Source organism: Pseudomonas fluorescens (genome assembly GCF_902498195.1).
Taxonomy (GTDB): Bacteria; Pseudomonadota; Gammaproteobacteria; order Pseudomonadales; family Pseudomonadaceae; genus Aquipseudomonas; species Aquipseudomonas fluorescens_BU.
Genome location: NZ_CABVIY010000005.1, coordinates 290,089 through 315,970 on the forward strand (window position 1 = coordinate 290,089; position 25,882 = coordinate 315,970).

The 25,882-nt window shown below is 62.3% G+C and carries 23 protein-coding genes; 6 read left to right on the forward strand and 17 right to left on the reverse strand.

What is annotated here, in order from left to right:
- The first annotated feature begins 64 nt into the window (after positions 1-64).
- Genes F8N66_RS20055 through F8N66_RS20075 form a run of 5 tightly spaced genes read left to right on the forward strand, consistent with a single transcriptional unit; the run spans position 65 to position 4,149 of the window.
- Positions 65-547, forward strand: coding sequence for a hypothetical protein (locus F8N66_RS20055; RefSeq protein WP_150771848.1), 483 nt, complete (start codon positions 65-67; stop codon positions 545-547).
- The gene (locus tag F8N66_RS20060; protein WP_150771849.1) at positions 544-1,740 is read left to right on the forward strand and encodes a beta-ketoacyl-[acyl-carrier-protein] synthase family protein; all 1,197 of its coding nucleotides are present in this window, start codon (positions 544-546) and stop codon (positions 1,738-1,740) included. The genes F8N66_RS20055 and F8N66_RS20060 overlap by 4 nt, the downstream gene beginning before the upstream one ends.
- Positions 1,737-2,198, forward strand: coding sequence for a hotdog family protein (locus tag F8N66_RS20065; protein WP_150771850.1), 462 nt, complete (start codon positions 1,737-1,739; stop codon positions 2,196-2,198). The genes F8N66_RS20060 and F8N66_RS20065 overlap by 4 nt, the downstream gene beginning before the upstream one ends.
- Positions 2,195-2,923 carry a 3-oxoacyl-ACP reductase FabG gene (gene fabG, locus F8N66_RS20070; protein ID WP_150771851.1) on the forward strand — a complete coding sequence of 243 codons (729 nt, stop codon included), beginning with the start codon at positions 2,195-2,197 and terminating at the stop codon, positions 2,921-2,923. Before F8N66_RS20065 ends, fabG begins: the two co-directional genes overlap by 4 nt.
- Positions 2,923-4,149, forward strand: coding sequence for a beta-ketoacyl-ACP synthase (locus tag F8N66_RS20075; protein WP_150771852.1), 1,227 nt, complete (start codon positions 2,923-2,925; stop codon positions 4,147-4,149). Before fabG ends, F8N66_RS20075 begins: the two co-directional genes overlap by 1 nt.
- A gap of 138 nt (positions 4,150-4,287) precedes the next feature.
- Here F8N66_RS20075 and F8N66_RS20080 read toward each other — a convergent pair whose 3' ends face one another.
- Positions 4,288-4,551 carry a DUF6124 family protein gene (locus F8N66_RS20080; protein WP_150771853.1) on the reverse strand — a complete coding sequence of 88 codons (264 nt, stop codon included), beginning with the start codon at positions 4,549-4,551 and terminating at the stop codon, positions 4,288-4,290.
- A 462-nt stretch (positions 4,552-5,013) separates the two neighbouring features.
- Positions 5,014-5,916 carry a LysR family transcriptional regulator gene (locus tag F8N66_RS20085; protein ID WP_150771854.1) on the reverse strand — a complete coding sequence of 301 codons (903 nt, stop codon included), beginning with the start codon at positions 5,914-5,916 and terminating at the stop codon, positions 5,014-5,016.
- Between the two features lie 152 nt (positions 5,917-6,068).
- On the opposite strand from F8N66_RS20085, the gene F8N66_RS20090 reads away from it, so the two are divergent.
- Positions 6,069-7,298: an MFS transporter gene (locus F8N66_RS20090; protein ID WP_224790510.1), complete on the forward strand. Its 1,230-nt coding sequence runs from the start codon at positions 6,069-6,071 to the stop codon at positions 7,296-7,298.
- A 100-nt stretch (positions 7,299-7,398) separates the two neighbouring features.
- On the opposite strand, the gene gspM is transcribed toward F8N66_RS20090, so the two are convergent.
- The 15 genes from gspM to gltB form a co-directional block, all read right to left on the reverse strand.
- Entirely contained in the window at positions 7,399-7,830 is a 432-nt protein-coding gene (gspM, locus tag F8N66_RS20100; RefSeq protein WP_150772077.1) for a type II secretion system protein GspM, read from the reverse strand.
- 23 nt (positions 7,831-7,853) lie between these two features.
- A complete protein-coding gene (gspL, locus tag F8N66_RS20105; protein WP_150771856.1) occupies positions 7,854-8,960 on the reverse strand; it encodes a type II secretion system protein GspL in 1,107 nt (368 codons plus the stop codon).
- Positions 8,957-9,787, reverse strand: coding sequence for a general secretion pathway protein GspK (locus F8N66_RS20110; protein WP_150771857.1), 831 nt, complete (start codon positions 9,785-9,787; stop codon positions 8,957-8,959). The genes gspL and F8N66_RS20110 overlap by 4 nt, the downstream gene beginning before the upstream one ends.
- The gene (locus F8N66_RS20115; RefSeq protein ID WP_150771858.1) at positions 9,784-10,314 is read right to left on the reverse strand and encodes a type II secretion system protein GspJ; all 531 of its coding nucleotides are present in this window, start codon (positions 10,312-10,314) and stop codon (positions 9,784-9,786) included. Before F8N66_RS20115 ends, F8N66_RS20110 begins: the two co-directional genes overlap by 4 nt.
- Positions 10,307-10,690, reverse strand: coding sequence for a type II secretion system minor pseudopilin GspI (gene gspI / locus F8N66_RS20120; RefSeq protein WP_224790505.1), 384 nt, complete (start codon positions 10,688-10,690; stop codon positions 10,307-10,309). The genes F8N66_RS20115 and gspI overlap by 8 nt, the downstream gene beginning before the upstream one ends.
- Positions 10,683-11,150, reverse strand: a complete 468-nt coding sequence (gene gspH / locus F8N66_RS20125; protein ID WP_150771860.1) for a type II secretion system minor pseudopilin GspH — start codon at positions 11,148-11,150, stop codon at positions 10,683-10,685. Before gspH ends, gspI begins: the two co-directional genes overlap by 8 nt.
- A gap of 3 nt (positions 11,151-11,153) precedes the next feature.
- A complete protein-coding gene (gene gspG, locus F8N66_RS20130) occupies positions 11,154-11,603 on the reverse strand; it encodes a type II secretion system major pseudopilin GspG (RefSeq protein WP_150771861.1) in 450 nt (149 codons plus the stop codon).
- A gap of 3 nt (positions 11,604-11,606) precedes the next feature.
- Positions 11,607-12,815 carry a type II secretion system inner membrane protein GspF gene (gene gspF / locus F8N66_RS20135; RefSeq protein WP_150771862.1) on the reverse strand — a complete coding sequence of 403 codons (1,209 nt, stop codon included), beginning with the start codon at positions 12,813-12,815 and terminating at the stop codon, positions 11,607-11,609.
- A 3-nt stretch (positions 12,816-12,818) separates the two neighbouring features.
- A complete protein-coding gene (gene gspE / locus F8N66_RS20140; RefSeq protein ID WP_150771863.1) occupies positions 12,819-14,300 on the reverse strand; it encodes a type II secretion system ATPase GspE in 1,482 nt (493 codons plus the stop codon).
- The gene (gene gspD / locus F8N66_RS20145) at positions 14,297-16,225 is read right to left on the reverse strand and encodes a type II secretion system secretin GspD (RefSeq protein WP_150771864.1); all 1,929 of its coding nucleotides are present in this window, start codon (positions 16,223-16,225) and stop codon (positions 14,297-14,299) included. Before gspD ends, gspE begins: the two co-directional genes overlap by 4 nt.
- A gap of 8 nt (positions 16,226-16,233) precedes the next feature.
- Positions 16,234-16,773 (reverse strand): type II secretion system protein N, encoded by a 540-nt coding sequence (locus F8N66_RS20150; protein ID WP_224790506.1) that lies wholly within the window; start codon positions 16,771-16,773, stop codon positions 16,234-16,236.
- 70 nt (positions 16,774-16,843) lie between these two features.
- Positions 16,844-18,310 (reverse strand): N-acetylglucosamine-binding protein GbpA, encoded by a 1,467-nt coding sequence (gene gbpA / locus F8N66_RS20155; protein WP_150771865.1) that lies wholly within the window; start codon positions 18,308-18,310, stop codon positions 16,844-16,846.
- Between the two features lie 292 nt (positions 18,311-18,602).
- Positions 18,603-19,670, reverse strand: coding sequence for a uroporphyrinogen decarboxylase (gene hemE, locus F8N66_RS20160; protein ID WP_150771866.1), 1,068 nt, complete (start codon positions 19,668-19,670; stop codon positions 18,603-18,605).
- A 240-nt stretch (positions 19,671-19,910) separates the two neighbouring features.
- Positions 19,911-21,329: an FAD-dependent oxidoreductase gene (locus tag F8N66_RS20165; protein WP_150771867.1), complete on the reverse strand. Its 1,419-nt coding sequence runs from the start codon at positions 21,327-21,329 to the stop codon at positions 19,911-19,913.
- 33 nt (positions 21,330-21,362) lie between these two features.
- Positions 21,363-25,808 carry a glutamate synthase large subunit gene (gene gltB, locus F8N66_RS20170; RefSeq protein ID WP_150771868.1) on the reverse strand — a complete coding sequence of 1,482 codons (4,446 nt, stop codon included), beginning with the start codon at positions 25,806-25,808 and terminating at the stop codon, positions 21,363-21,365.
- Positions 25,809-25,882: the final 74 nt, after the last annotated feature.

Consider the following 25,882-nt stretch of genomic DNA (forward strand, 5'->3'; position numbering starts at 1 on the left):
CGACATCAATGTTGAAGGTCAGCCCTCATTCGCGAGCAAGCCCGCTCCCACAGGGATTGTGAGTATGTGGCGATTCCTGTTTTTGGGTTTTGCTTTGCTGCTGGGTGCCTGCGCCAGCAAAGCCCCATTGCCCGAGCAAACGCCGAGCTTGTCGTTGCCCCTGCAATTGCACATCCAGCGATTGCAAGCCGATCAACGCCAGGACTGGGTGTTGGTGATCCAGCGCGAAGGCCCGGCCATTCGCTGGTCGATGATGGACCTGCTGGGCATTCCCCAGGCACGCCAGAAACTGCTGGCCGGTCAATGGCAGGCTGACGGGTTGCTCCCGCCCAATCCGGAAGCCCGGGAACTGTTTGCCGCGCTGCTGTTTGCCCTGACGCCCAAGGATGAGCTTTCCGGCAATTATCCGCTCGCCTGGCAACATGGCGCGCAGCGCGCCTTGCCGGAGCGCTGGGACGTCCGCTATTCACAACCGATGAGCTTCGAATTGAACCTGCCCAAAGGCCCGAAATATCAAGTCACTCCGCTGAGCGGGGAGGCCCCATGACCGCCTATCTGAACGCCCTCGGGGTGATCTGCGCCCTGGGTCGCGGCAAGGATGAAGTCGCGCGCAACCTGTTTGCCGGCGATTGCTCCGGCCTGCGCAGCGAAGCCGGCTGGGTGCCGGAGCGGTCGTTGCCGGTGGGCGCCGTGCATGGCGCACTGGCGGCGATTCCAGCCGAACTGTCGCGGCAGAACACCCGCAACAATCAGTTGCTGATGGACGCCGCCCTGCAAATCCGCCCGGACATCGACCGAGCGATCCTGACTCACGGCCGCGACCGCATCGGCATCGTGCTGGGCACCAGCACTTCGGGCATCGACGAAGCCAGCCAGGGCCTGGCGCACTACATCCGCGAACAACAGTTCCCGGCCGAATATGATTACCAGCAGCAGGAACTGGGCGCGCCGGCGAATTTTCTCGCCGACTGGCTGCAACTGAGCGGGCCGGCGTATGTGATCTCCACCGCCTGCACTTCCAGCGCCCGAGCCCTGATGAGTGCCCAGCGCCTGCTGGACCTGGGCCTGTGCGACGTGGTGCTGTGCGGCGGGGTCGACAGCCTGTGCAAACTGACCCTCAACGGCTTCTCGGCGCTCGAAGCGGTTTCCACTCAGCGCTGCAATCCGTTCTCGGTGAACCGCAACGGCATCAACATCGGCGAAGCCGCCGTGCTGTTCCTGATGAGCAAGCAGGCCGGCGACGGCCAGCCGATTGCCCTGCTCGGCAGCGGCGCCAGCTCCGATGCGCACCACATTTCCGCACCGGAACCGACGGGACGTGGTGCTTTGCAAGCGATGCGCAAGGCCCTGGCCCGTGCGAACCTGCAACCCGGGCAGATCGATTACCTGAACCTGCACGGCACCGCCACCCAACACAACGACGCCATGGAAAGCCAGGCGGTGGCCGCGCTGTTCCCCGCCGGCGTGCCCTGCTCCTCGACCAAGCCCATGACCGGTCACACCCTCGGCGCGGCCGGCGCGCTGGAAGCGGCGTTCTGCTGGTTGAGCCTGAGCGCAGGCAACCGCGAGCACGCCCTTGCCCCCCACGTCTGGGACGGCCAGGCGGACCCCGACCTGCCCGCCCTGAATTGGGTGACCCCGGCCGATCGCCTGGCGTCCACGGGTACCCGCTACCTGATGAGCAACTCCTTTGCCTTCGGTGGCAATAACGTCAGCCTGATTATCGGAGACGCCCCATGATTGACTGGCCGCTCGCCGAACTGCTGCCCCACGCTGGCGACATGATCCTCATCGACCGGGTCCTTTCGTTCGATGAGGAGCAGATACACACCCGTCTCACGGTCAAGCCCGACGGGCTGTTCAATCGCCCCGATGGCAGCCTGCCGGCCTGGGTCGGCATCGAGCTGATGGCCCAGAGCGTCGCCGCCTTCGCCGGCTGCCATGCGCGCCAGCGCGGCGATGCGGTGGCGCTGGGCTTCCTGCTGGGCAGCCGCAAGTTCGAATGCAACGTCGACGGTTTTCCGGCCGGCACCGAGCTGACCATCCATGGCCTTCGCTCCCTGGAGGACGATAACGGCATGGGCGTGTTCGAATGCCACATCCACGCGCCGGGCATTCACGCCACCGCTCGTCTGAACGTTTACCGCCCGCCTCAGGCGGCTCACTACCTTCATGAACCCCAAGGCACCCCATCATGACTGAATCCGTACTGGTCACCGGCTCCAGCCGTGGCATCGGCCGCGCCATCGCCCTGCGCCTGGCCCAGGCCGGGCATGACATCGTGCTGCATTGCCGCAGCGGGCTGGCGGACGCTCAAGCCGTTCAGGGTGAAATCGAAGCCTTGGGACGCCAGGCGCGCATCCTGCAGTTCGACGTGTCCGACCGCGCCACGTGCAAAACCATTCTGGAGGCCGACGTAGAGGCCCACGGCGCCTATTACGGCGTGGTGCTCAACGCCGGCCTGACCCGTGACGGTGCTTTTCCGGCGCTGAGCGAGGATGATTGGGATGTGGTGATGCGTACCAACCTCGACGGTTTCTACAACGTCTTGCACCCGGTGATGATGCCGATGATCCGTCGTCGCGCCGCCGGGCGAATCGTCTGCATCACCTCGGTGTCCGGGCTGATCGGCAACCGTGGCCAGGTCAACTACAGCGCCTCCAAGGCCGGGCTGATCGGCGCGGCGAAGGCATTGGCGATCGAACTGGGCAAGCGCAAGATCACTGTCAACTGTGTCGCGCCCGGCCTGATCGACACCGCGATGCTCGATGAAAACGTGCCGGTGGAAGACCTGATGAAAATGATCCCCGCACAGCGCATGGGCACCCCTGAAGAGGTGGCCGGCGCGGTGAATTTCCTGATGTCGGCGGAAGCGTCGTACATCACCCGGCAGGTTCTGGCCGTCAATGGAGGCCTGTGCTGATGAAGCGCGTCGTCGTCACCGGCATGGCCGGCATCACCTCACTGGGCAGCGACTGGGAGACCATCGCCGGGCACTTCGCGGCCAACCGCAGCGGCATCCGCCGGATGGACGAGTGGGACCGCTTCACCGAACTCAACACGCGCCTGGCCGGCCCTGTCGATGACTTCAAGGTACCGGGGCACTGGACCCGCAAGCAATTGCGCAGCATGGGCCGGGTGTCGCGGCTCGCGGTGGGCGCGGCGGAACAGGCGCTGGCGGATGCCGGGCTGCTGGGCGACGAATCGATCAAGGACGGGCGCATGGGCGTCGCCTGCGGTTCCTCCACCGGCAGCACCGACGAGATCAAGGCGTTCGGCAACATGCTGCTCAACTCGGTGGCCGAGGGCCTCAACGCCAACTCCTATGTGCGCATGATGCCGCACACCACGGCGGCCAATATCAGCATCTTCTTCGGCCTCACCGGCCGCCTGATTCCCACTTCCAGTGCCTGCACCAGCGGCAGTCAGGGCATTGGTTATGCGTACGAGGCGATCAAGTTCGGCCGCCTGCCGCTGATGCTCGCCGGTGGCGCCGAAGAGCTGTGCCCGACCGAGGCCATGGTCTTCGATGCGCTCTACGCCACCAGCCTGAAGAACGACACCCCGCATTTGTCGCCACGGCCCTACGACAGCGCTCGCGACGGCCTGGTGATCGGTGAAGGGGGCGGCATGCTGGTGCTCGAAGAACTGGAACACGCCCTGGCACGCGGCGCGCACATCCATGCCGAGATCGTGGGTTTTGGCAGCAACGCCGACGGCCAGCACACCACCCGTCCGGAGCAAGTCACCATGCGCCGGGCGATGGAGCTGGCGCTGGAAGACGCCGGGCTGAAACCGTCGGACATCGGCTACGTGAACGGCCACGGCACCGCCACCGAACAGGGCGACATCGCCGAAACCCAGGCCACCAGCAGCCTGTTCGGCGAACACATGCCGATCAGTTCGCAGAAAAGCTTCCTCGGCCACACCCTCGGTGCCTGCGGGGCGCTGGAGTCGTGGTTCAGCATCGAAATGCTCAACCGCGACCTGTACGTACACACCCTCAACCTCGACCATGTCGACCCGAACTGCGGCAAGCTCGACTACCTGCGCGGGGAGTTCCGGCAGATGAGCAATCGGTTTGTGATGAACAATAACTTCGCGTTTGGCGGGGTGAATACGTCGCTGATTTTCAAGCGCTGGGCGTAAGCAAGAACATTTCCCTGTGGGAGCGAGCCTGCTCGCGAAGGACGTCAACGATAACGCGCAGTGCCTGAATGGCCACGTTGCTTGAACGTTTTTCGCGAGCAGGCTCGCTCCCACAAGGGCTCTTGCCTCCCCGGACGATCAGGGTGGATCAAGGTTATCCAGCACTCGATTCACCGCCAACTCCCCCAACATGATCGACTGCTGAATCCCCAACAACGTGCGCCCCTGCGATCCTTTCAGGTCCCTGGCGAAATCACTTGCCATGACATTCGCCGACGCCAGCGATACGCAGGCGTATTCCAGCAGCGTGTGGTTGTCGATACCGGGGGCAATGAGGAAGATCGGGCTGGGTTGGCGGGGTGCGTCCGGATCGGTGTCCGGTGGGTTTGGCGTATGGGTCATGAGTCAGCGTCCTGAGAAAGAAGGGTGGCAGCTGTACGCAGGTTAGTAGACCGGTCCACATCAATCCGGCGCGCCCGAAGGCGCCCTGCGCACAGCTACCGTCAAGGGCAGGTATAGAGATACCTGCCTATCAGGAGCGCCAATGCGCTAGATATGGAAAGCGGGCTACTAAACCCGATCACTGACATTCAGTGACGCGAATCAAGTTAGCGACGACCCTCAAAGCGCACAAGCCGGCGGATTCTGGAGTACTTGTAGGTAACGCCACAAGGCGCTGTAGCCTGATCGAGGGCTTTCAGAAATGTCTTACAGGCTGGATAGAAATGTCTGGTAGATCGCAGATTGGCAGATGCTTTTTTGGTGCGTTTGCGGACGTCTTCGCGGGCAAGCCCGCTCCCACAGGTCAGCGCATTACCTGTGGGAGCGAGGCTTGTCGGATCACCGCGAATGGCGGCGCAGCCGTCAAGATTTCAGGGGTTCAACCTTGCGCGTGAGCAGTTCGACAAACGCCCGCGCCATGGGCGATTTCTGATCCTTGCGCTGCACCAGCCACACCGCCGACACCGCCGCCGGATCCAGCAATGGCCGGTAAACCACACCATCAATACGCATCCGCTGATACGACGCCGGCAACACCGACACGCCCAACCCCGCCGCCACCAGCCCAATGATGGTCATCGCCTCACCGGCCTCCTGGGCAAAGTGCGGGCTGAAGCCGGCGTCCCGGGCCAGGCTGAGCAGTTGTGCATACAGGCCGCTGCCGTAGCTGCGCGGGAAAAACACGAAGGGTTCGAGGGCCAGGGCGGACAGGAACAAGCCCTCTTCACTGTCCTTGACCAACGGATGCTTGGAGCTGAGCACCGCCACCAAAGGTTCACGCATCAGCTCGACCACACTCAGCGAATCGGGCAATCCCAGCGGCCGCATGATCCCCACCTCGATCGATTCGTCCACCAGCGCATCGGCCACCTGCGTACTGCTCATTTCCCGCAGGTTCAGGTGCACCGCTGGAAAACGCTGGCGAAACGAAAAAATCGCCTGGGGGATCGTCGAGTTGAACGGCGCCGACGAGGTGAAGCCGATTTTCAGTTCGCCCAACTCGCCCAGCTGCGCCCGGCGCGCCACATCCGCCGCTTTGTCGACCTGCGCCAGCACCCGTCGCGCCTCTTCCAGGAACAGCCGACCGGCCTCGCTCAGCTCGACCCGACGATTGGTACGTTCGAACAGTCGCGCGCCGACCTCCTGTTCCAGCGCCTGGATCTGCTGGCTCAACGGCGGCTGCGAGATGCCCAGCACCTGTGCGGCGCGGCCAAAATGCAGTTCTTCGGCGACGGCGATGAAGTAGCGCAGATGACGCAATTCCATGAAAACCCCATTAGGTCGTTAAAGCTATCAAACAGGTCGAACAATATATTGGATTGAATCATTAGCCAGCTATATGCTTTTTTCATTGCCTGACCGGCTGCGCTGCTCCGAGGTCCATCGTGAAAACTGCTGTCGCTCCACTCACCCATGAAATACCTCCCACCGCCCTGGACGAATCCGTCGTCGAGTTCAAAGAGATCTACATCGAAAAAGGCACGCCGGCGTTCATGCGCACGGTGCTGGCGCTGTTCTGCGGCGGCTTCGCGACCTTTGCCCTGCTCTACTGCGTGCAGCCGATGATGCCGCTGCTGTCCCACGAATATTCCATTAACGCGGCGCAAAGCAGCCTGATCCTCTCGGTGGCCACCGGCATGCTCGCCATCGGCCTGCTGGTCACCGGCCCCATTTCTGATCGCGTCGGACGCAAGCGGGTGATGGTCGCGGCGCTGTTCGCCGCCGCGTTGTGCACCATGGCCAGCGCGATGATGCCGAGCTGGCATGGCGTGTTGATCATGCGCGCGTTGATCGGTTTGTCGTTGAGCGGCCTGGCGGCAGTTGCCATGACCTATCTGAGTGAAGAAATCCACCCGCAGCACATCGGCCTGGCGATGGGCCTGTACATCGGCGGCAACGCCATCGGCGGGATGAGCGGGCGTTTGATTACCGGCGTGTTGATCGACTTCGTCAGCTGGCACACGGCGATGCTGGTGATCGGTGGCCTGGCGTTGATCGCGGCGGCGGTGTTCTGGAAAATCCTCCCCGAATCGCGCAACTTCCGCGCCCGTTCGCTGCATCCGCGCAGTCTGCTCGACGGCTTCACCATGCATTTTCGCGACGCCGGCCTGCCCTTGCTGTTCCTCGAAGCCTTTGTGCTGATGGGCGCGTTCGTCACGCTGTTCAACTACATCGGCTACCGCCTGCTAGCCGAGCCGTACCACATGGATCAGGTTTTCGTCGGCTTGCTGTCCGTGGTGTACCTGTCGGGCATCTACAGCTCGGCGAAAATTGGCGCCCTGGCCGACCGACTCGGGCGCCGCAAAGTGCTCTGGAGCACCATCGCGCTGATGATCGCCGGCCTTGTCCTGACCCTGTTCACGCCGCTGCCGCTGGTGATCATCGGCATGCTGGTGTTCACGTTTGGCTTCTTCGGTGCCCATTCGGTGGCCAGCAGCTGGATCGGCCGCCGCGCTACCACGGCCAAAGGCCAGGCGTCGTCGCTGTATCTGTTTTGCTATTACGCCGGTGGCAGCATCGCCGGTACCGCAGGTGGATTTTTCTGGCATCTGGGTGGCTGGAACGGCATCGGCTTGTTCATTGGCGGGTTGCTGCTGGTGGCGTTGCTGGTGGGGTTGAAACTGGCCAAGTTGCCGCAATTGCCGTAAATCCGCCCTCCTGTAGGAGCTGCCGAAGGCTGCGATCTTTTGCTTTTGTCTTTAAATGGCAAGATCAAAAGATCGCAGCCTTCGGCAGCTCCTACACAGGTTATCTGAGCACCATCCGCGCTTGCAGCATGGCGTCACGCTTTTCCAGCGTCAGCGATTGCAGCGTGACGCCGTCGCGCTCCATGCGGTCGAGCCAGGACAACAATGCCTTGGCGTCGCCGCTGAGGGTCAGGCGCAGCAGCTCGTCGTCGCTGTCCATCTGATGCAATTCCAACCCCGCCGAGGCGGCGCTTTCGCTGATGCGCAGTGATAGCGGCTGATCAGTGGACTCAGCCGCACCGGGATGGGGTCGCGCCTGTTGCAACTGCGTCGCCAATGCCAGTTGCTGTTGATACTGACGTTCGGCTGTCGCAAGCCGTTGCTGTGTGGGTTGCCAGATCACGCTGAACGCCGCGATGCCCAGCACACACACACCCAGGCTCGACAACAGTCGCTGCTCGCGGGTGGACATACGCTGCCAGCGCTGCCTCATCAACGCCGCAACCCCTGTGGACTTCATACGTCTTGCTCCAGGGTCAGGGTCGCCTGCACCCGATTACCGTCCTTGCTCGCGTTTTCCAATCGCAGGGGCACGCTTTGCTGGCGCCCACGTTCACGCAGTAATTCCAGCTCGGCAAAGCTGGTGGCGGTCAGATGGATTTTCCAGCCATCGCCCTCGCGAAACTCGATACGCTGCACCTCGACGCTGCTGGCACCGATGACGTGCTCGACCAGCTTGACCAGCCCGGCGATGCGGGTGCCTTGAGGCTCCAAGCTCTGGCTTTGCAGGATTTTGAGTTGCGCTGCGAGATCGACGATGCGGGTCTGTTGCGGGTAAAGCGCCTTGAACTGCTGCTCGCTTTGACGGTAGAGCTGGCGACTTTGGCTTTCGAGGAAGCGCGCTCGCGCTTCACCGGCACCCCAGTTCATGAGTAACAGCATCAACATTGCTACACCGCCGAGACGCCAGGGCAGGCGTTTGCCTGGCGGCGCGAAATCACCGTGCAGCAGATTGATAGCTTGCCCGTTCTCCACGTTCAGCCATGGATCAATATCGGCACCGCCCTGACGCTCGTCATGCCATTCAATCTCCACTGGCAAGCCCGGCTTGAGCAGCGCCAACCCGTCATCCGCCAGCGTCAGGCGAGCCGCAAGCCCGCCACCGAGCATCCAGCGACCGAACCACCAGACGCCGCTCGCCTGGTCCTGCGGCAACACATCGGCATCGACGAACACTGAACGCACCTCAATCCCCGCTTCAGCCAGCAATGCGAGGACGGCAGCAAAGCGTTCCCGGTCGATGACCATCACCGGATAGCGCCCTTGAGGATCACGGGCGCCGACGCTCAGGTGCAACTTTTCCAGCGCTTCGCTCAATTGCTCCTCAACGGCAAACGCCATGGCTTGCGCATCGGGCCGACGCCTGGACGGCCACGGCTCACTGCGCACCCAGCTGCACCATTCCATGGGCAACAGCAGGTCGAACACCTGCCCCTGCGACATCTGCGCCACCTGGCGCAGGGGCATGAGCCGCCGCTGACCGGTCGACGACCACACACAGCAGGGCCAATCGATCGACGGCGTGGCCACGTTATCGGCTGTCAGGTAGAGCCAGGTTTTCATGGGGTCATCTCATGGGTTTTCGACGGCAGCACGCGTCGTTGCAGGATTTTCAATTGGCGCGTCTTGGGATCGCGTTCGACATCGGTGCTCAGGCGCAGGCGACTGAGCCCCTGAGTGACCTGGACCGTGATACGAAACCAGCGGCTGTCGATGCCCAGGCCATGACGGCTCAAGCCCGAACCCGACAACAAGGGATCCTGGATAAATGCCTGGACGCTTGGCCATGGGGTTGTCGAGCGTTGGCGCACGAGGGCATCGGCTGTCGCCGGTTCCACCCCGTCGAGCGTGCGCAGCACCAGCGCCGGCGCGGTGTTGATGTTCAGCGCCGCGTCCGTGGGCAGCAACGCGACCCAGGGCTCCAGCCGGTGCAGCAACTGGCCGTCGACACCCGGCAGCAGCCGCAGCTGACTCAGTTCTCGCAAGACGCCGACCTGTTCAAGGTGCAATGGCGGGAGTTCGAGCACCTCCAGCAAGCGCGCCCAGCGATTGCGCGTGAACGGATCGATCTGGCCCTGGATCAGCAGGGCATTGAGATTGAAGCGCCCGGCGAGGTCTTCGATGTCGACGCGGATCTGCGCGCCTTCAATGTCGAATCCGGGTGCCTGATCAGGGATCGGATCGCTGTTGGATGGCTGCGCCTGCAACAGCACGAGCGCCCGTTTTTCCCCACCCGCCGCCAGTTGGCGCAGGTGCATCTGTTGCAGCTGTTGCCCGCTGCTTTGCAGCAACAAGTGATGGCTGCGCAGCACACCGCCGATGATCAGGAGTGCCAGGCTCATGACCAGCAACACGCTGAGCAACGCGACACCCCGTTGACGTGCCTTCATGGCAAAGCACCCGGCAATAACACCACCCGGCGAATCGCCTCGAACCGCCCCGCCGATACTTGCAATTCCAGCGCCAGCGGCGCCTTGCCACCCTGCTCGCTACGCCATCCCGTCTGCTCGTCGAACAGGCGCCAGCTCAGGTGGCGAACATCGTCGAGCAGTGATTGCCGTTGCACGACCAACGTGCCGTCGCCCCGGCTCTCGCGCCACAACACACCGTTGTCGAGCCCATAGGTCAAGGCTTGGCGTTCGCTGCGTGGCTGATCCAGCGGGTTGCGCCAGTTGCTGCGCTGCAAGTGCAGACGCGTGCGCTCCAGCACGATGGGGTGCTCGGTGATGTGCAACAGGTCGCGCTCGATCACGGTGACGGCGCGTTGCAGCTTTCGCAGTTCACGTTCATGGCTGACGGTGCCTTGTTGCACGCGCACCACGCCGTCGAGCAGCGTCCAGCTGGCCAGCCCCAGCAACGCGAAGATCGCCATGGCGATCACCAACTCCAGCAGGGTGAACCCGGTCTGCCTATTCATCGCGAAGGGGGAGCCAGCCCGTGGCGCGGTGCAGGGTCTCATCGCTCCCGGCAAGACCCACCTCGACATCGACCACGAGCAGCGGCGAGTCGCTTTGCGTAAAAATGCGCTGGCGCACCCACCAGTCGCGGCGATCCATGTGCACCACCCGTTGCGACTGACCGACTACCCAATCAGATTGCAGGCCCAGTTCGTTCAGACAGTTGTCCGCCACCCAGGCGGCAATCAGCCGCTCCTCGACGGCACGCGCCTGCTTCACTGCGTATTGACTCGCCGACAGCACGGCCATCGTCAGGGTGGCGAAGATGGCCAGCGCCACCATGATTTCCAGCAGCGTGAAGCCTCCCATGCAGCGCCGGGTCGATGACCTAATCATTGATCTGTACCTCGTCGAAGCCATCGCTGGACAGGCTCAACCAGCGCCTGCCCTTGGTCTCGAACGCCAGGCTGAACGCGCTGGTTTCATCGCTGCTGAGCATCAGCAGTTGAGGTGGCCCCACATCGGCGCCGAGGGTCTCGGAATAGCCATCGTGGCTCAGGCGCAGACGCAGGTTTTCGGGCCATCGATAGAACGCCGACACCGGCTCCCAGCCCCGCACATCGAGCCGCAGCGCCCGGTAACCGTCGGCACTGAGCCGCACGCCGTACTCCTGGCTGTCCAGTACCGCCCGTTCACGCAACTGCCGGATCACCCCCGCCAGCCTGTCCGCTTCTTGCCGGGCCTGGCGGGCCGGGTTGATGCCGGTGGCAAAACTCACCATGCCCACCAGCACGCCGATCAGCACGATCACGATCATCAATTCGAGCAAGGTGAAACCCTGGCAGGCACGCCGCATGACTCACTCACTCCAATTGCCGATGTCGGCCGCATGCCCTTCGCCACCCACCACGCCATCGGAACCGAGGGAGTACAGGTCGTAGGTGCCCTCTGCCGATTTCACACCCGGGTTGAGGTATTGATAGGGCGTGCTCCACGGGTCCACAGGCAGGCTTTTGAGGTAACCCTGAGCGTTCCAGTTACGTGCCGCCGGCAAACCGGAAGGACGCTTGTACAACGCCTCCAGCCCCTGCTGCGTCGAGGGGTACTGGAAGTTATCGAGGCGATACATTTCAAGGGCGGTGGCGATGGCCTTGAGGTCGGTTCTGGCTGCGGTGACTTTGGCCTGATCGGGGCGACTCATGAACTGGGGCACCACGATGGCCCCCAGAATGCCGATGATGACCACCACCACCCTGATTTCGATCAGGGTAAAGCCGCGCTGGGAAGCACTGTGACGTAGAGCGTTCATGGGTCAGTTCACCAATTGGTTGAGGGTCAGAATCGGAAGCAGGATGGCCATGACGATCAGCAGCACGACGGCGCCCATCAGCACGAGCATGGCCGGCTCGAACAGGCTCACCACCAGGGCGATGCGCGCCGCCAGGCTGCTTTCCTGTTGTTCGGCGGCGCGGGCCAGCATGCGATCGAGTTCGCCGGCCCGTTCGCCGCTGGCGATCATGTGCAGCATCATCGGCGGGATGTCGCCGCTCAGTTCCAGGCCACGGGTCAAAGTGCCGCCCTCGCGGACCGAACGGGCGACATCGGCCATGCGGGCACGAATGGCCAGGTTGCCGATGACGGCGGCGGCAATTTCCAGTGCGTCGACCAAGGGCACCGCACTTTTGCCGAGGATCGCCAGGGTGCTGGCAAACCGCGCCGCTTCCATCGCCCGCAGCACCTGGCCAATGACCGGCAGGTTCAACGCCAGGCGATGCCAACGCAGCCGCCAGACTGGCTGGCGCAGACACCAGCGCCAGAAGCTGATGAGCATCGCCAGCCCGCCGATCATCAACAGGCCATGGTTGCGCAAGCCATCGCTCACAGCGATCAGCGCCCGGGTCAGCCAGGGCAGCGCCTGGCCGCTGTCGACGAAAATCTTCACCACGTCCGGCACCACGTAACCGAGCAGAAAACCGACGATTGCGACGCTGCTCAGCATCAGGATCAAGGGGTACACCAGCGCCATCTGGATTTTTTGCCGCGACGCCTGGCGGGCCTGGGTGTAAGCCGCCAGTTGCTCCAGCACGTGACCCAGATGCCCGGAACGTTCGCCGGCCGCCACGGTGGCGCGAAACAGGTCGGGGAAGGCCTTGGGAAACTGCCCCAGGGCCGTGGCCAGCGCATGGCCTTCCATCACGCGGCTTCTGACCGCCGATACCAGCCCGGCCACCCGGCGCTTGGCACTTTGTTTCGCCACCGCTTCGAGTGCCTCCTCCAACGGCAGCCCCGCCTGCACCAACGTGGACAACTGCAACGTCAGCAGCGCCAGATCCGCTGCACTCAGGCGGCCTGTGCTGCGTTGCGGATCCGCGCCATCGGCGATGCGGATTTCCTTCAGATCCCGCGGCCACAGACCCCGCTCACGCAACTGTTGTCGTGCATGACGAGGGCTGTCGGCCTCCAGGCGGCCCTTGCAGCGACGGCCCTCGGCATCGTCAGCGCGATAATCGAATGTCGGCATGCCTCAGTCCTCCCGCGTCACGCGCAGCAACTCGTCCAGACTGGTCATGCCATCAAGCACGCGCTGGCGACCGTCCTGGAACAGGCTGCGCGCGCCCTGGCGCGCTTTTTCGACCAACGCCTGCTCGCTCGCGCCCTGGTGAATCAGAACCGATAACGCAGGTGTCACGCTGATCAGCTCATAGACCCCGATCCGTCCACGGTAACCGTGCTGGCACTGTTCACAGCCCACGGCCTTGAACAGCTGCGGTGGCGCAGTCCGGTCCAGCCCCAAGCGCTGGCAAGCCGTCGTATCCGCCATGTAGGGCGTCTTGCAAAGAGGACACAGCAAACGCAACAGCCGCTGGGCCAGAATGCCCACCAGGGACGACGCCAGCAGGTAGGCATCAACGCCCATGTCCACCAGTCGCGTCACGGCGCCGACCGCGCTGTTGGTGTGCAACGTCGAGAGCACCAGGTGTCCGGTCAGCGACGCCTGGACGGCAATCTGGGCGGTCTCGCGATCGCGGATTTCACCGACCATCACCACGTCCGGGTCCTGGCGCAGGATGGCCCGCAGACCTCGGGCAAAGGTCATGTCCACTTTCGGATTGACCGGCATTTGCCCGATACCCGGCAGGTGATATTCGATGGGGTCTTCGACCGTGAGGATGTTGCGGGTCTGATCGTTCAGGCTGCTCAAGGCCGCGTACAGGCTGGTGGTTTTCCCCGAGCCCGTGGGGCCGGTGACCAGCAGGATGCCGTGGGGTTTATCCAGCAACTGACGCAGCGCCGCGAGGGTGTCGTCGGGCATGCCCAGGCGTTGCAACTCCAGGCGCCCGGCCTGTTTGTCGAGCAAGCGCAACACCACCCGTTCACCGTGCGCCGAGGGCAGCGTCGAGACCCGCACATCCACTTCATGCCCGGCCAGCCGCAGGGCCATCCGCCCATCCTGGGGCACGCGTTTTTCCGCGATGTCCAGCCGCGCCATGACCTTGATCCGCGACACCAGCAGCGTCGCCAGCTCGCGTTTGGGCCGAAGCATTTCGCGCAATTGCCCGTCGACGCGCATGCGCACCGACAGGTAATGCTCGAAGGTTTCCAGGTGCACGTCGGAGGCATGCTCGCGTACGGCCTCGCTGAGCAGCGCGTTGATCAGGCGGATGATCGGCGCATCGCCCTGCTGCTCCAGCAGATCAGCGGTTTGCGGCACCTGGTCCACCAGGCTGATCAGGTCAAGCTCGTCGTCCAGCCCCTGGGCGACCTGCTCGGCGGCGCTCTGCCCTTCGCGATAGGCGGCCGCCAGCCGGGCCGCGAAGTCCTCGGGGTGCAGCAACCGCAAACGCAGGTCCGCGCCACACACGCGACGCGCCTCGGCGAGGGCCGTGAGCGGGGTATCGGCACGCATCGCCAGGCGCCACTCATCGCCTTCGCGTTCCAATAGAACGCCAAATCGCCGGGCGAAACCGAAAGGCAGCGCCTCGAAAATCCGCGGCGAAGCCGTCATGGCGTTTTCGGCGCCGGTTGGCGCAGGTCGAACAGCGGCGCATCGGACACCGGTTCGAACAGCTGACGCGCATCAGCGGGCAGCAATAACGAATTGTTGTCCTTCGCCCCCGGTTGGCTCAGGTCGCGCAGCGCGTTGTAGCGCTGCTGGCTGACGTCGACCAGGTCTTCCTTGCTGCGCACGATGGTCGGCCGCAAAAACACCATCAGGTTGCTTTTGGTCTGGGTGTCCCGGGTCCAGCGGAACAAGGCGCCAAGGTAAGGAATGTCACGCAGCAGCGGCACGCCGCTTTTCTGGATGCGCACACTGTCTCGAATCAACCCGCCAATGACGATGATTTCGCCGTCGTCGGCGAGAATGGTGCTCTTGAGCGCCCGCTTGTTGGTGATCAGGTCAGTGGAATTAATGCCCGAAACCGCGGGGGCGATGTCCGACACTTCCTGCTCGACTTCCAGGCGCAGGGTCGAGCCTTCGTTGATGTAGGGCTTGATCTTCAGGCTGATGCCCACGTCCTTGCGTTCGATCGTGGTAAAGGGATTGTCCGCGCCATTGCTGCCGGTGGCATAGGAGCCGGTACTGAACGGTACGTTCTGGCCGACGATGATTTCTGCTTCCTGGTTGTCCAGGGTCAGAAGGCTGGGCGTGGAGAGCAGATTGCTGCGGGTGTTGCTGGCCAGGGCTGAAATCAACGCGCCAAAACGATCACTGCCCAGTTGCAGGATCGCGCCTTCGGGTGCCGATCGGCTCTCGTCGAACTTCAGTCCGCCGACGATCGGGATATCGGTGCCGGGGAAGTTGATGAAACCTTTGGCATCGCCGGTGTTCATGCCCCACTGCACACCTACTGCTTCGGCGATGTCCCCGGAAATTTCGACAATGGCGGCATGAATCAGCACTTGCGCCCGAGGCTGATCCAACTGACGCACGATGCTTTCGATGGTCCTGACCTGCGCCGGCTCGGCGATCAGCACCAGCGCATTCTGGCTTTCGTCAGCCTTGATCATGAAGGTTGCGCCAGGCGAAACATCCTTGCCGCCGACGAGGGGCTGCGCGCCTTTTCTGCCCTGGCCCATGGTTTCCAGGATCTCGGCCAATTGCCTGGCATCGCTGTGGCGCAGGCGGATCACACGAGCATTGTCGGGGGTCGCGGTGGCGGGAATGTCGAGGCCGCGCGCCAGGTTTGCCAAACGCTGGCGAACCGCGGGCGGGCCAATCAGGATCAGACGGTTGGTTCTGCTGTCCGCCAGCACCTGGATCGTCGTATCGGCATTGCGTTTGCCAAGGGAGGCTTCCATGACCGGTGCCAGATCACTGGCTTGGGCATGTCGCAGCGGCAGCACGGCGTGCATGTTGCCCTGCCCCGAGTCCAGTTGCCGAACCAGCCGCTCGATACGTTGCACATTGGCGACCGTATCGGTGACCACCAGCGCATTGGCTGACACCGACGGGCCGACATAACCATTGACCGACACCAGGGGCCGGACGAGCCCGGCAATATCGGCGGCGCTGCTGGTGTCCAGCTCGATGACTCGAGTGACAAACTGTGAGGCCGTGACGTTTTTTGCGGGGTTATGACCGGCTCGGGTTTTGGCTTCGGTCACCGGGGTGATCAGGATTCGGTCGCCCTCATCGATCACCGTGAAATTGTGGGCGTCCAGCACCGAGTAAAACAACCGGCGCACACCCTCGCGATCGAGGGCCTGACGGGACATGACGGTGATGCGCCCGGAGACTCTCGGATCCAGCACCACGGTGGTTCCGAGAATGGACGAGATCTCTTCGACGATGTCGCGCAGCTCGGCGTTGTTCATCGCCAACTGCCATTTTTCTTCCTCGGCGTGCAGCGGGACCGGCACGGTCGCCGCCACGAAAGCGGCAAGAAGAAATATGGAGCGCAGGGTCTGCGCGCCAATGAAGCTGTTCATGGGTTTGATCACTCTGACGGCCCGGAGAGCGGGCGTAGATAACGCGTGGAAATCGTTGGTGCTTGTGCGTCGGTCGGCGATTGGCGTTGGCGCAGGAAAGGTGCGGACGGTGCCTGTAGCGACAGGCGCTCTTCCCGACCCTTGTTCCATAGCACCACGTGTCGAGCCTCGACCCGACGCAGAATGCTGCCCCCCGGCAAGCGTTCGCCCACTTGATACAGGCGCGGACCTTGAGCATCGGCCAGCAACGCCTTGGACAAGCCATTGTTGATGACAAAACTCGCTTGCAAGGTCAGCGGTTCGGCACTGGTCAGCGGCGTGGCATCAGTCGTCAGGCCCAACACCATGGCCACCGCTGTGGCGTCCAGCGGCACACTCGCAGGCACGGACACCGTCGCGGGCGCAGCTGTTGATGGCCGTGGCAGATGTTGACGAAACTGCCACTCCTGCCATACCAACAACACGGCGTAGCCCAACGATAAAATCAACAGCCCGGCGGCGATCACGCGTCGGCCGAAAAGGCTCGTCGCCTTCGGTGAAAATTTCACGACAGGTTCACTCGATGCTCAGCAAGCCTTCGGACGCCCCGGCATGGGCCGCCCGAAGGCTCGGGAGGCCTTAGAGCTTGTCCCAGGCCATGTGCCAATGCGCACCGACGCCAGGCTCAAAGCCGTTGGCGGACGGGCTGTATTGCTTGCAGTAACCCGACTCCTGGCCTGGCTTGCATTCGAAGACTTCGTTGGTCTTGGACTGCAGCACTTTGGTACCGGCGGTATAGCCGCTGATGCCTTCGGGGAAGACGAAGTCGTAGTCGGCACCCGCGCCTTCACCGGTCACGTGGGTGGACTGGGTATCCTGGCGTGTGGTGCGGCCGTCCAGGGTGGTGCCGACCAGTGTCAGGGTGTGTTTGCCCGGATTGCTGCGAACATCCATGACCAGGTTTGTAACACCGCTTTGTGCCTGCGCCTTGGTGGATCCGACCAGCTTGTTGTTCTCGTCGAACAAGGTCGCTTCAACGTTCATTGTGCGGTTGGAGATCATGCCGAAATCGACCTTGACCTGCCCCTTCACCAGCACGTATTCGGCTTGCTGGGACGCCACCGACATGCGCGCCGCCGCGTCTTCCTTCATGTTCAACTGAACTTCGTAACGGGTTACAGCGCTTTCTTTTTGCGCGTACAGGCTGTTGTTGCCTTTGACCGGCTCAATGTTGCCGCCTTCATCACGAACACCGGCGCGAATGAGCGTATGCGCCGCGTTGATGGCCTCTGCCAGCTTGAACGACCAGTTCTGCGGGGAACCTTGCTCCGCCGTATCAATGGAGATTTCAACGCTGTAATTCGGGCTTTCGCCATTGGCAGTGAATGCACGCGCCTTGACCTTGTCGCCGACCAGCAGCGAGGTCGAAGGCGCAATGCTGCCCACCGGGGACCAGCCACCTGGCAGATCGGGCTCGACCAGGATGTTCACGTCCGCCACGTTGTAAAACGCAGCTTCGGTATCACCAACAGTCCAGATGCCCAAAATCACGTGCTGGCCGGTTTTGTCTGCAGGGATAGTGCAATTGTGTTTGTCGCTGTTGGAGGGTTTCTGATTGCCGCCGTCGACGGTGCAAAACGGCGTGCTTTCGAAGGTCGCGCGCTCAAGCAACGTGTTCGGGTTCCAGCCGTTACGGGTGATGAAGTATTCGTGTTTGGTGGCTGGGTGCACGGCGGTGTAGTGCCATTGGAAATCGATGTTGCGATCCTTGATTTCCGTCATTTGCCAACGGGTAGCGGACTGCGCGTCCAGGGCGGAGAACAACGCGTGACCGCCACTCGCAATCTCAAAGTTCTTTGGGCCTTGTAACGGACCGCCTCCCGTTCCATTCGGGAAGCCCTTGAAGGTTTCACCGACACTTTGTGGTTCGTATTGGGCGCCGCCACAGTTGGTATTTACACCTTTCTGGCAGAGCAACGCCCGTGAAGGCGGCACGTCCAGATAGCCGTGCGCAGAGACGGTTTGAGAGGCCAACATTGTCGATAACAGGATCATTGAAGAAGTGCAGGCCGCTAACGCACTTCCCTTGTAAGAAATATTTTTCATCAAATGAACTCCGGACTACTTATCGAAGAGTGAGGCGCCGATGACTGGCGCCCCATGTTTGCGATGTTGCTCAGTGCTGGGCTGAGCAAGGGTCCGAGACCTTACTTGGATGAATGAATTTTCTATGTAGGGAAAATCTCCGCTCATGGCAGGAAGATTCTCTACGACTCCTTCGCCGACAACAGATTTGAGAATTCGTACAAGTAGCGACGCCCAACTAAATATGAATCGCCAGGCAAAAAAAAACCTGTCTGGCGTCATGCCCGACAGGTTTTCGTCATTTCAAAGACTGTTACTCGTGATACTGCGCCGACAACTCATGCACGGCGCGCAGGAACGCGCCGGCATGTTCCGGATCGACTTCCGGGGTGATGCCATGCCCCAGGTTGAACACATGGCCACTGCCCTTGCCGTAGCTGGCGAGGATGCGGCCGACTTCGGCGCGAATCGCTTCCGGCTTGGCGTAGAGCACGGTCGGGTCCATGTTGCCTTGCAGCGCGACTTTGCTGCCGACACGCTCACGGGCGCTGCCGATGTCGCAGGTCCAGTCCAGGCCGAGGGCATCAGCGCCAGCATCGGCGATGCTTTCCAGCCACAGGCCGCCGTTCTTGGTGAACAGGATCACCGGCACCTTGCGGCCTTCGTGCTCGCGGATCAGGCCGCTGACGATTTTCTTCATGTAGGCCAGGGAGAACTCCTGGTACGCCGCCGCCGAGAGGGCGCCACCCCAGCTGTCGAAGATCTGCACCGCTTGGGCACCGGCCATGATCTGGCCGTTGAGGTAGCTGGTGACCGTCTGCGCGAGTTTATCCAGCAGCAGATGCAAGGCTTGCGGGTTGTCGTAGAGCATGGTTTTGGTCTTGCGGTAGTCTTTCGACGAGCCGCCTTCGACCATGTAGGTAGCCAACGTCCATGGACTGCCGGCGAAGCCGATCAGCGGCACGCGACCGTTCAGTTCGCGGCGAATGGTGCTGACTGCGTCCATCACGTAGCCCAGATCCTTTTGCGGATCGGGAATCGGCAGCGCTTCGATGTCAGCCAGGGTGCTGACGACTTTCCTGAAGCGCGGGCCTTCACCGGTTTCGAAGTACAGGCCTTGGCCCATGGCATCGGGAATGGTGAGGATATCGGAGAAGAGGATCGCCGCATCCAGCTGCGGATAACGGTCGAGCGGTTGCATCGTGACTTCGCAAGCGAACGCCGGGTTCATGCACAGGCTCATGAAATCGCCGGCCTTGGCGCGGCTGGCGCGGTATTCCGGCAGGTAGCGGCCGGCTTGACGCATCATCCACACCGGGGTGACGTCTACGGGTTGCTTGAGCAGTGCGCGCAGGAAACGGTCGTTCTTCAGGGCAGTCATGTCGGCATCCGGAAAAAAAGTGCGGGCATTTTCTCAGAGCCGCGCGCAAAAGGCACGGCAAGCGCCGCACCTTTTGTCTATCGGGTCAATTTGTCGCGGTTTTGCAGTACCACAAAACACTGTGGGAGCGAGCCTGCTCGCGAAGAGGCCGGCATATCCAACAAAGATGTTGGCTGACAGTCCGCTTTCGCGAGCAGGCTCGCTCCCACAGGTTTACTGCATTTCAGCTTGGGATCGCGGTCAGACCCCCAGGTAATCCAGGATCCCTTCCGCCGCATTACGGCCTTCGAAGATCGCCGTCACCACCAGGTCGGAACCGCGCACCATGTCGCCACCGGCGAAGATTTTCGGGTTGCTGGTCTGGTGCTTGTACTGGCCTTGTTCCGGCGCCACGACGCGGCCCTGGCTGTCGGTCTGGATTTCGAACTGCTCGAACCACGGCGCCGGGCTCGGGCGGAAACCGAAGGCGATGACCACGGCGTCGGCCGGGATGATCTCTTCGGAGCCCGGGATCGGCTCGGGGCTGCGACGGCCACGGGCGTCCGGTTCGCCGAGACGGGTCTCGACCACCTTCACGCCTTCGACCCGGTCTTCACCGACAATGGCGATCGGCTGGCGGTTGTAGAGGAATTTCACGCCCTCTTCCTTGGCGTTCTTCACCTCTTTGCGCGAGCCCGGCATGTTTGCCTCGTCACGACGATAGGCGCAGGTCACCGACTTGGCGCCCTGGCGGATCGACGTACGGTTGCAGTCCATCGCCGTGTCGCCACCACCGAGGACCACGACCTTCTTGCCTTTCATGTCGACGAAATCTTCCGGCGACTTTTCAAAGCCCAGGTTGCGGTTGACGTTGGCGATCAGGAAGTCCAGGGCGTCATACACGCCCGGCAGGTCCTCACCGGCAAAGCCGCCCTTCATGTAGGTGTAGGTGCCCATGCCCATGAACACGGCATCGTATTCTTCGAGCAGTTGCTCCATGGTCACGTCCTTGCCCACCTCGGTGTTGAGGCGGAACTCGATGCCCATGCCGCTGAAAACTTCGCGACGATTGCTCAGCACGGTCTTTTCCAGCTTGAACTCGGGGATGCCGAAGGTCAGCAGACCACCGATTTCCGGGTTCTTGTCGAACACCACCGGGGTCACGCCGCCGCGCACCAGCACGTCGGCACAGCCCAGCCCCGCCGGGCCCGCACCGATGATGGCGACACGCTTGCCGGTCGGCTTGACCTTGGACATGTCCGGGCGCCAGCCCATGGCGAACGCAGTGTCGGTGATGTACTTCTCCACCGAACCGATGGTCACCGCGCCGAAGCCGTCGTTGAGGGTGCAGGCACCCTCGCACAGACGATCCTGCGGGCACACCCGGCCGCAGACTTCCGGCAGGGTGTTGGTCTGGTGCGACAGCTCGGCGGCCTGGAGGATGTTGCCCTCGGCCACCAGTTTCAGCCAGTTGGGAATGAAGTTGTGCACCGGGCACTTCCATTCGCAATACGGGTTACCGCAACCCAGGCAGCGGTGGGCCTGGTCGGCCGACTGCTGGGGTTTGAAAGGTTCGTAGATTTCCACGAACTCTTTCTTGCGTTGACGCAACAGTTTCTTCTTCGGATCCTTGCGCCCGACCTCGATGAACTGGAAGTCATTATTCAGACGTTCAGCCATTGTTAAAACCTCATCAAACTCTTCAGGCGCATATCACTGCGGGTTGGCACGGGTGCTGGAAAGCAACGATTTCAGGTTGGCAGCCTTGGGCTTGACCAGCCAGAAACGGCGCACGTAATCATCGAGGTTCTCGGCGAGTTCACGACCCCACTCGCTGTCGGTTTCCTCGACGTACTCGTTCAGCACGCGTTGCAAATGGCTGCGGTAGGCTTCCATCGCCTCGCCGCTGATCCGCTGGATTTCCACCAGTTCGTGGTTGACCCGGTCAACGAAGGTGTTGTCCTGGTCAAGCACGTAGGCGAAACCGCCGGTCATGCCAGAGCCGAAGTTGTAACCGGTCTTGCCCAGGACACAGACGAAACCGCCGGTCATGTACTCGCAGCAGTGATCGCCCGTGCCTTCCACCACAGTGTGGGCACCGGAGTTACGCACGGCGAAACGCTCACCCGCGGTGCCGGCGGCGAACAGCTTGCCGCCGGTGGCGCCGTACAGGCAGGTGTTGCCGATGATGGCACTGTCCTGAGTCTTGTAGACGCTGCCCTTCGGCGGAACGATGACCAGCTTGCCGCCGGTCATGCCTTTGCCGACGTAGTCGTTGGCGTCGCCTTCCAGGTACATGTGCAGTCCACCGGCGTTCCACACGCCGAAGCTCTGCCCGGCCGTGCCCTTGAAGCGGAAGGTGATCGGCGCGTTGGCCATGCCCTGGTTGCCGTGTTTACGGGCGATTTCACCGGAAATCCGTGCGCCGATCGAACGGTCGCAGTTGCAGATATCCAGAGCAAAATCGGCGCCGCTCAGGTCGTTGATTGCCGAGGTGGCCATGTCGACCATTTTCTCGGCCAGCAAGCCCTTGTCGAACGGCGGGTTGCGCTCCACGCCGCAGAACTGCGGCTTGTCCGCCGGCACGTGATCGCTGCCCAGCAACGGGGTCAGGTCCAGGTGATGCTGCTTGGCGGTCTGCCCTTCGAGGATTTCCAGCAGGTCGGTACGGCCGATCAGCTCTTCGAGGGAGCGCACGCCCAGCTTGGCCAGCCACTCACGGGTTTCTTCGGCGACGTAGGTGAAGAAGTTCACCACCATGTCGACGGTGCCGATGTAGTGATCCTTGCGCAGCTTCTCGTTCTGAGTCGCGACGCCGGTGGCGCAGTTGTTCAGGTGGCAGATACGCAGGTACTTGCAACCCAGGGCAATCATCGGTGCGGTGCCGAAGCCGAAGCTTTCAGCGCCGAGGATCGCAGCCTTGATCACGTCGAGGCCGGTTTTCAGGCCGCCGTCGGTTTGTACCCGGACTTTCCCGCGCAGGTCGTTGCCACGCAGGGTCTGGTGGGTTTCGGCCAGGCCGAGTTCCCACGGAGCGCCCGCGTATTTGATCGAAGTCAGTGGCGAAGCACCGGTGCCGCCGTCGTAGCCGGAGATGGTGATCAAGTCCGCATAGGCCTTGGCCACACCGGCGGCGATGGTGCCGACGCCCGCTTCCGCTACCAGCTTCACCGAGACCAGCGCCTTCGGGTTGACTTGTTTCAGGTCGAAAATCAGCTGCGACAAGTCTTCGATCGAGTAGATGTCGTGGTGCGGCGGTGGCGAAATCAGGGTTACACCCGGCACGGCGTAACGCAGCTTGGCGATCAGGCCGTTAACCTTGCCGCCTGGCAGTTGACCGCCTTCGCCGGGCTTGGCGCCCTGGGCGACCTTGATCTGCAGCACTTCGGCGTTGACCAGGTATTCCGGGGTCACACCGAAACGGCCGGTGGCCACCTGCTTGATTTTCGAGCTCTTGATGGTGCCGTAGCGCGCCGGGTCTTCACCGCCTTCGCCGGAGTTGGAACGCGCACCGAGGCGGTTCATGGCTTCGGCCAGGGCTTCGTGAGCTTCCGGCGACAGGGCGCCCAGGGAGATACCGGCGGAATCGAAGCGCTTGAGCACCGATTCCAGCGGTTCGATCTCGCTCATATCCAATGGGGTGTCGAGGGTTTTGACTTTCAGCAGGTCGCGGATCATCGACACCGGACGGTTGTCCACCAGCGACGTGTATTCCTTGAACTTGCTGTAGTCGCCCTGCTGCACGGCGGCCTGCAGGGTGTTGACCACGTCCGGGTTGTACGCGTGATATTCGCCACCGTGGACGAACTTCAGCAGGCCGCCCTGCTGGATCGGCTTGCGCGGGCTCCAGGCTTCGGTGGCCAGGGCTTTCTGCTCGGCTTCGATGTCGACGAAACGCGCGCCCTTGATGCGGCTCGGTACGCCACGGAAGCTCAGGTTGCAGACTTCCTCGGACAGGCCGATGGCCTCGAACAGTTGCGCACCACGGTACGAGGTGATGGTCGAGATACCCATCTTCGACAGGATCTTGAGCAGGCCCTTGGTGATGCCTTTACGGTAGTTCTTGAACACCTCATAGAGGTCGCCCAGCACTTCACCGGTCCGGATCAGGTCGCCCAGCACTTCATAAGCGAGGAACGGATAGACGGCAGAGGCGCCGAAACCGATCAACACCGCGAAATGGTGTGGATCGCGCGCTGTAGCGGTTTCGACCAGGATGTTGGAGTCGCAACGCAGGCCTTTTTCGGTCAGCCGGTGATGTACCGCACCGGTGGCCAGCGAAGCGTGGATCGGCAGCTTGCCCGGGGCAATGTGGCGATCACTCAGCACGACCTGGGTGCGACCGGCGCGCACGGCCTCTTCAGCCTGATCGGCAACGCTGCGGATGGCCGCTTCGAGACCGACGCTTTCGTCGTAGTTGAGGTCGATGATCGCGCGCTCGAAGCCCGGACGATCGAGGTTCATCAGCGAGCGCCACTTGGCCGGCGAAATGACCGGCGAGCTGAGGATCACGCGCGAAGCGTGTTCCGGCGACTCCTGGAAGATGTTGCGCTCGGCACCGAGGCAGATCTCCAGCGACATGACGATGGCTTCACGCAGCGGGTCGATCGGCGGGTTGGTGACCTGCGCGAACTGCTGGCGGAAATAGTCGTACGGCGTGCGCACGCGCTGGGACAGCACGGCCATCGGCGTATCGTCGCCCATCGAACCCACGGCTTCGTAGCCTTGTTCGCCGAGCGGACGCAGCACCTGGTCGCGTTCTTCGAACGTGACCTGGTACATCTTCATGTATTGCTTGAGCTGATCGACGTCGTAGAACGCCGAACCGTGGTCGTTGTCTTCCATGGTCGCCTGGATGCGCAGGGCATTCTTGCGCAGCCATTGCTTGTACGGATGACGGGACTTCAGACGGTTGTCGATCGCATCGGTGTCGAGGATCTGGCCGGTTTCGGTGTCCACGGCAAAGATCTGGCCCGGACCGACGCGACCTTTGGCAATCACGTCCTCAGGCTGGTAGTTCCAGACGCCGATTTCCGATGCCAGGGTGATGAAGCCGTTCTTGGTGGTGACCCAGCGCGCCGGACGCAGACCGTTACGGTCGAGCAGGCACACCGCGTAGCGACCGTCGGTCATTACCACGCCGGCCGGGCCGTCCCACGGTTCCATGTGCATCGAGTTGTATTCGTAGAACGCACGCAGGTCCGGGTCCATGGTTTCGACGTTCTGCCACGCAGGCGGAATGATCATCCGCACGCCACGGAACAGGTCGATGCCACCGGTAACCATCAGTTCGAGCATGTTGTCCATGCTGGAAGAGTCGGAGCCGACACGGTTGACCAGCGGGCCGAGTTCTTCCAGGTCCATCAAGTCGTTGGTGAACTTGGTGCGACGGGCCACGGCCCAGTTGCGGTTGCCGGTGATGGTGTTGATCTCGCCGTTGTGCGCCAGGAAGCGGAACGGTTGGGCCAACGGCCATTTCGGCAGGGTGTTGGTGGAGAAGCGCTGGTGGAACACGCAAATCGAGGTTTGCAGGCGCTCATCGCTCAGGTCCGGATAGAAGGCGGTCAGGTCCGCCGGCATCATCAGGCCTTTATAAATGATGGTCTTGTGGGAAAAGCTGCACACGTAGTGGTCGGTGTCGGCGGCGTTGGCCACGGACGAGCGGCGACGGGAAGTGAACAGCTTGACGGCCATGTCCTGGTCGCTCAGGCCTTCACCGCCAATGAACACTTGTTCGATCTGCGGCAGGCGCTCAAGGGCCAGGCGGCCGAGGACGCTGGTGTCGATCGGCACTTTGCGCCAGCCGACCAGCTGCAGGCCGGCGGCCAGGATCTCGCGGTTCATGTTCTCGCGAGCGGCTTCGGCTTTGACCGGGTCCTGGTTGAAGAAGACCATGCCCACGGCATATTGCTTGGGCAGTTCGACGCCGAACGTTTCCTGGGCGATGGCTCGCAGGAACACGTCCGGCTTTTGAATCAGCAGACCGCAACCGTCACCGGTCTTGCCGTCGGCATTAATCCCACCGCGGTGGGTCATGCAGGTCAGGGCCTCGATGGCCGTTTGCAAAAGGGTATGACTGGGCTCGCCCTGCATATGGGCTATCAGGCCGAAACCGCAGTTATCCTTGAATTCATCTGGTTGGTACAGACCTGCTTTCATAGACACTTTCTCACCAGGCTGCCTCTTACCGAGGCAAATTTCTTTTCAATTCAACCACTTACCATCCGCGCCGA

Bases quoted from the DNA above. Each gene is read 5' to 3' on its own strand.
- gspI (WP_224790505.1), bottom strand. From the start codon at position 10,690: ATGATTAGGTCATCGACCCGGCGCTGCATGGGAGGCTTCACGCTGCTG.
- gspM (WP_150772077.1), bottom strand. From the start codon at position 7,830: ATGAGGCAGCGCTGGCAGCGTATGTCCACCCGCGAGCAGCGACTGTTG.
- gbpA (WP_150771865.1), bottom strand. From the start codon at position 18,310: ATGAAAAATATTTCTTACAAGGGAAGTGCGTTAGCGGCCTGCACTTCT.
- gspG (WP_150771861.1), bottom strand. From the start codon at position 11,603: ATGAACGCTCTACGTCACAGTGCTTCCCAGCGCGGCTTTACCCTGATC.
- gspF (WP_150771862.1), bottom strand. From the start codon at position 12,815: ATGCCGACATTCGATTATCGCGCTGACGATGCCGAGGGCCGTCGCTGC.
- gspL (WP_150771856.1), bottom strand. From the start codon at position 8,960: ATGAAAACCTGGCTCTACCTGACAGCCGATAACGTGGCCACGCCGTCG.
- F8N66_RS20065 (WP_150771850.1), top strand. From the start codon at position 1,737: ATGATTGACTGGCCGCTCGCCGAACTGCTGCCCCACGCTGGCGACATG.
- F8N66_RS20075 (WP_150771852.1), top strand. From the start codon at position 2,923: ATGAAGCGCGTCGTCGTCACCGGCATGGCCGGCATCACCTCACTGGGC.
- F8N66_RS20115 (WP_150771858.1), bottom strand. From the start codon at position 10,314: ATGAATAGGCAGACCGGGTTCACCCTGCTGGAGTTGGTGATCGCCATG.
- gspE (WP_150771863.1), bottom strand. From the start codon at position 14,300: ATGACGGCTTCGCCGCGGATTTTCGAGGCGCTGCCTTTCGGTTTCGCC.
- gspH (WP_150771860.1), bottom strand. From the start codon at position 11,150: ATGCGGCGTGCCTGCCAGGGTTTCACCTTGCTCGAATTGATGATCGTG.
- F8N66_RS20110 (WP_150771857.1), bottom strand. From the start codon at position 9,787: ATGAAGGCACGTCAACGGGGTGTCGCGTTGCTCAGCGTGTTGCTGGTC.
- F8N66_RS20055 (WP_150771848.1), top strand. From the start codon at position 65: ATGTGGCGATTCCTGTTTTTGGGTTTTGCTTTGCTGCTGGGTGCCTGC.
- F8N66_RS20060 (WP_150771849.1), top strand. From the start codon at position 544: ATGACCGCCTATCTGAACGCCCTCGGGGTGATCTGCGCCCTGGGTCGC.
- gspD (WP_150771864.1), bottom strand. From the start codon at position 16,225: ATGAACAGCTTCATTGGCGCGCAGACCCTGCGCTCCATATTTCTTCTT.
- gltB (WP_150771868.1), bottom strand. From the start codon at position 25,808: ATGAAAGCAGGTCTGTACCAACCAGATGAATTCAAGGATAACTGCGGT.
- hemE (WP_150771866.1), bottom strand. From the start codon at position 19,670: ATGACTGCCCTGAAGAACGACCGTTTCCTGCGCGCACTGCTCAAGCAA.
- F8N66_RS20085 (WP_150771854.1), bottom strand. From the start codon at position 5,916: ATGGAATTGCGTCATCTGCGCTACTTCATCGCCGTCGCCGAAGAACTG.
- F8N66_RS20080 (WP_150771853.1), bottom strand. From the start codon at position 4,551: ATGACCCATACGCCAAACCCACCGGACACCGATCCGGACGCACCCCGC.
- F8N66_RS20165 (WP_150771867.1), bottom strand. From the start codon at position 21,329: ATGGCTGAACGTCTGAATAATGACTTCCAGTTCATCGAGGTCGGGCGC.
- fabG (WP_150771851.1), top strand. From the start codon at position 2,195: ATGACTGAATCCGTACTGGTCACCGGCTCCAGCCGTGGCATCGGCCGC.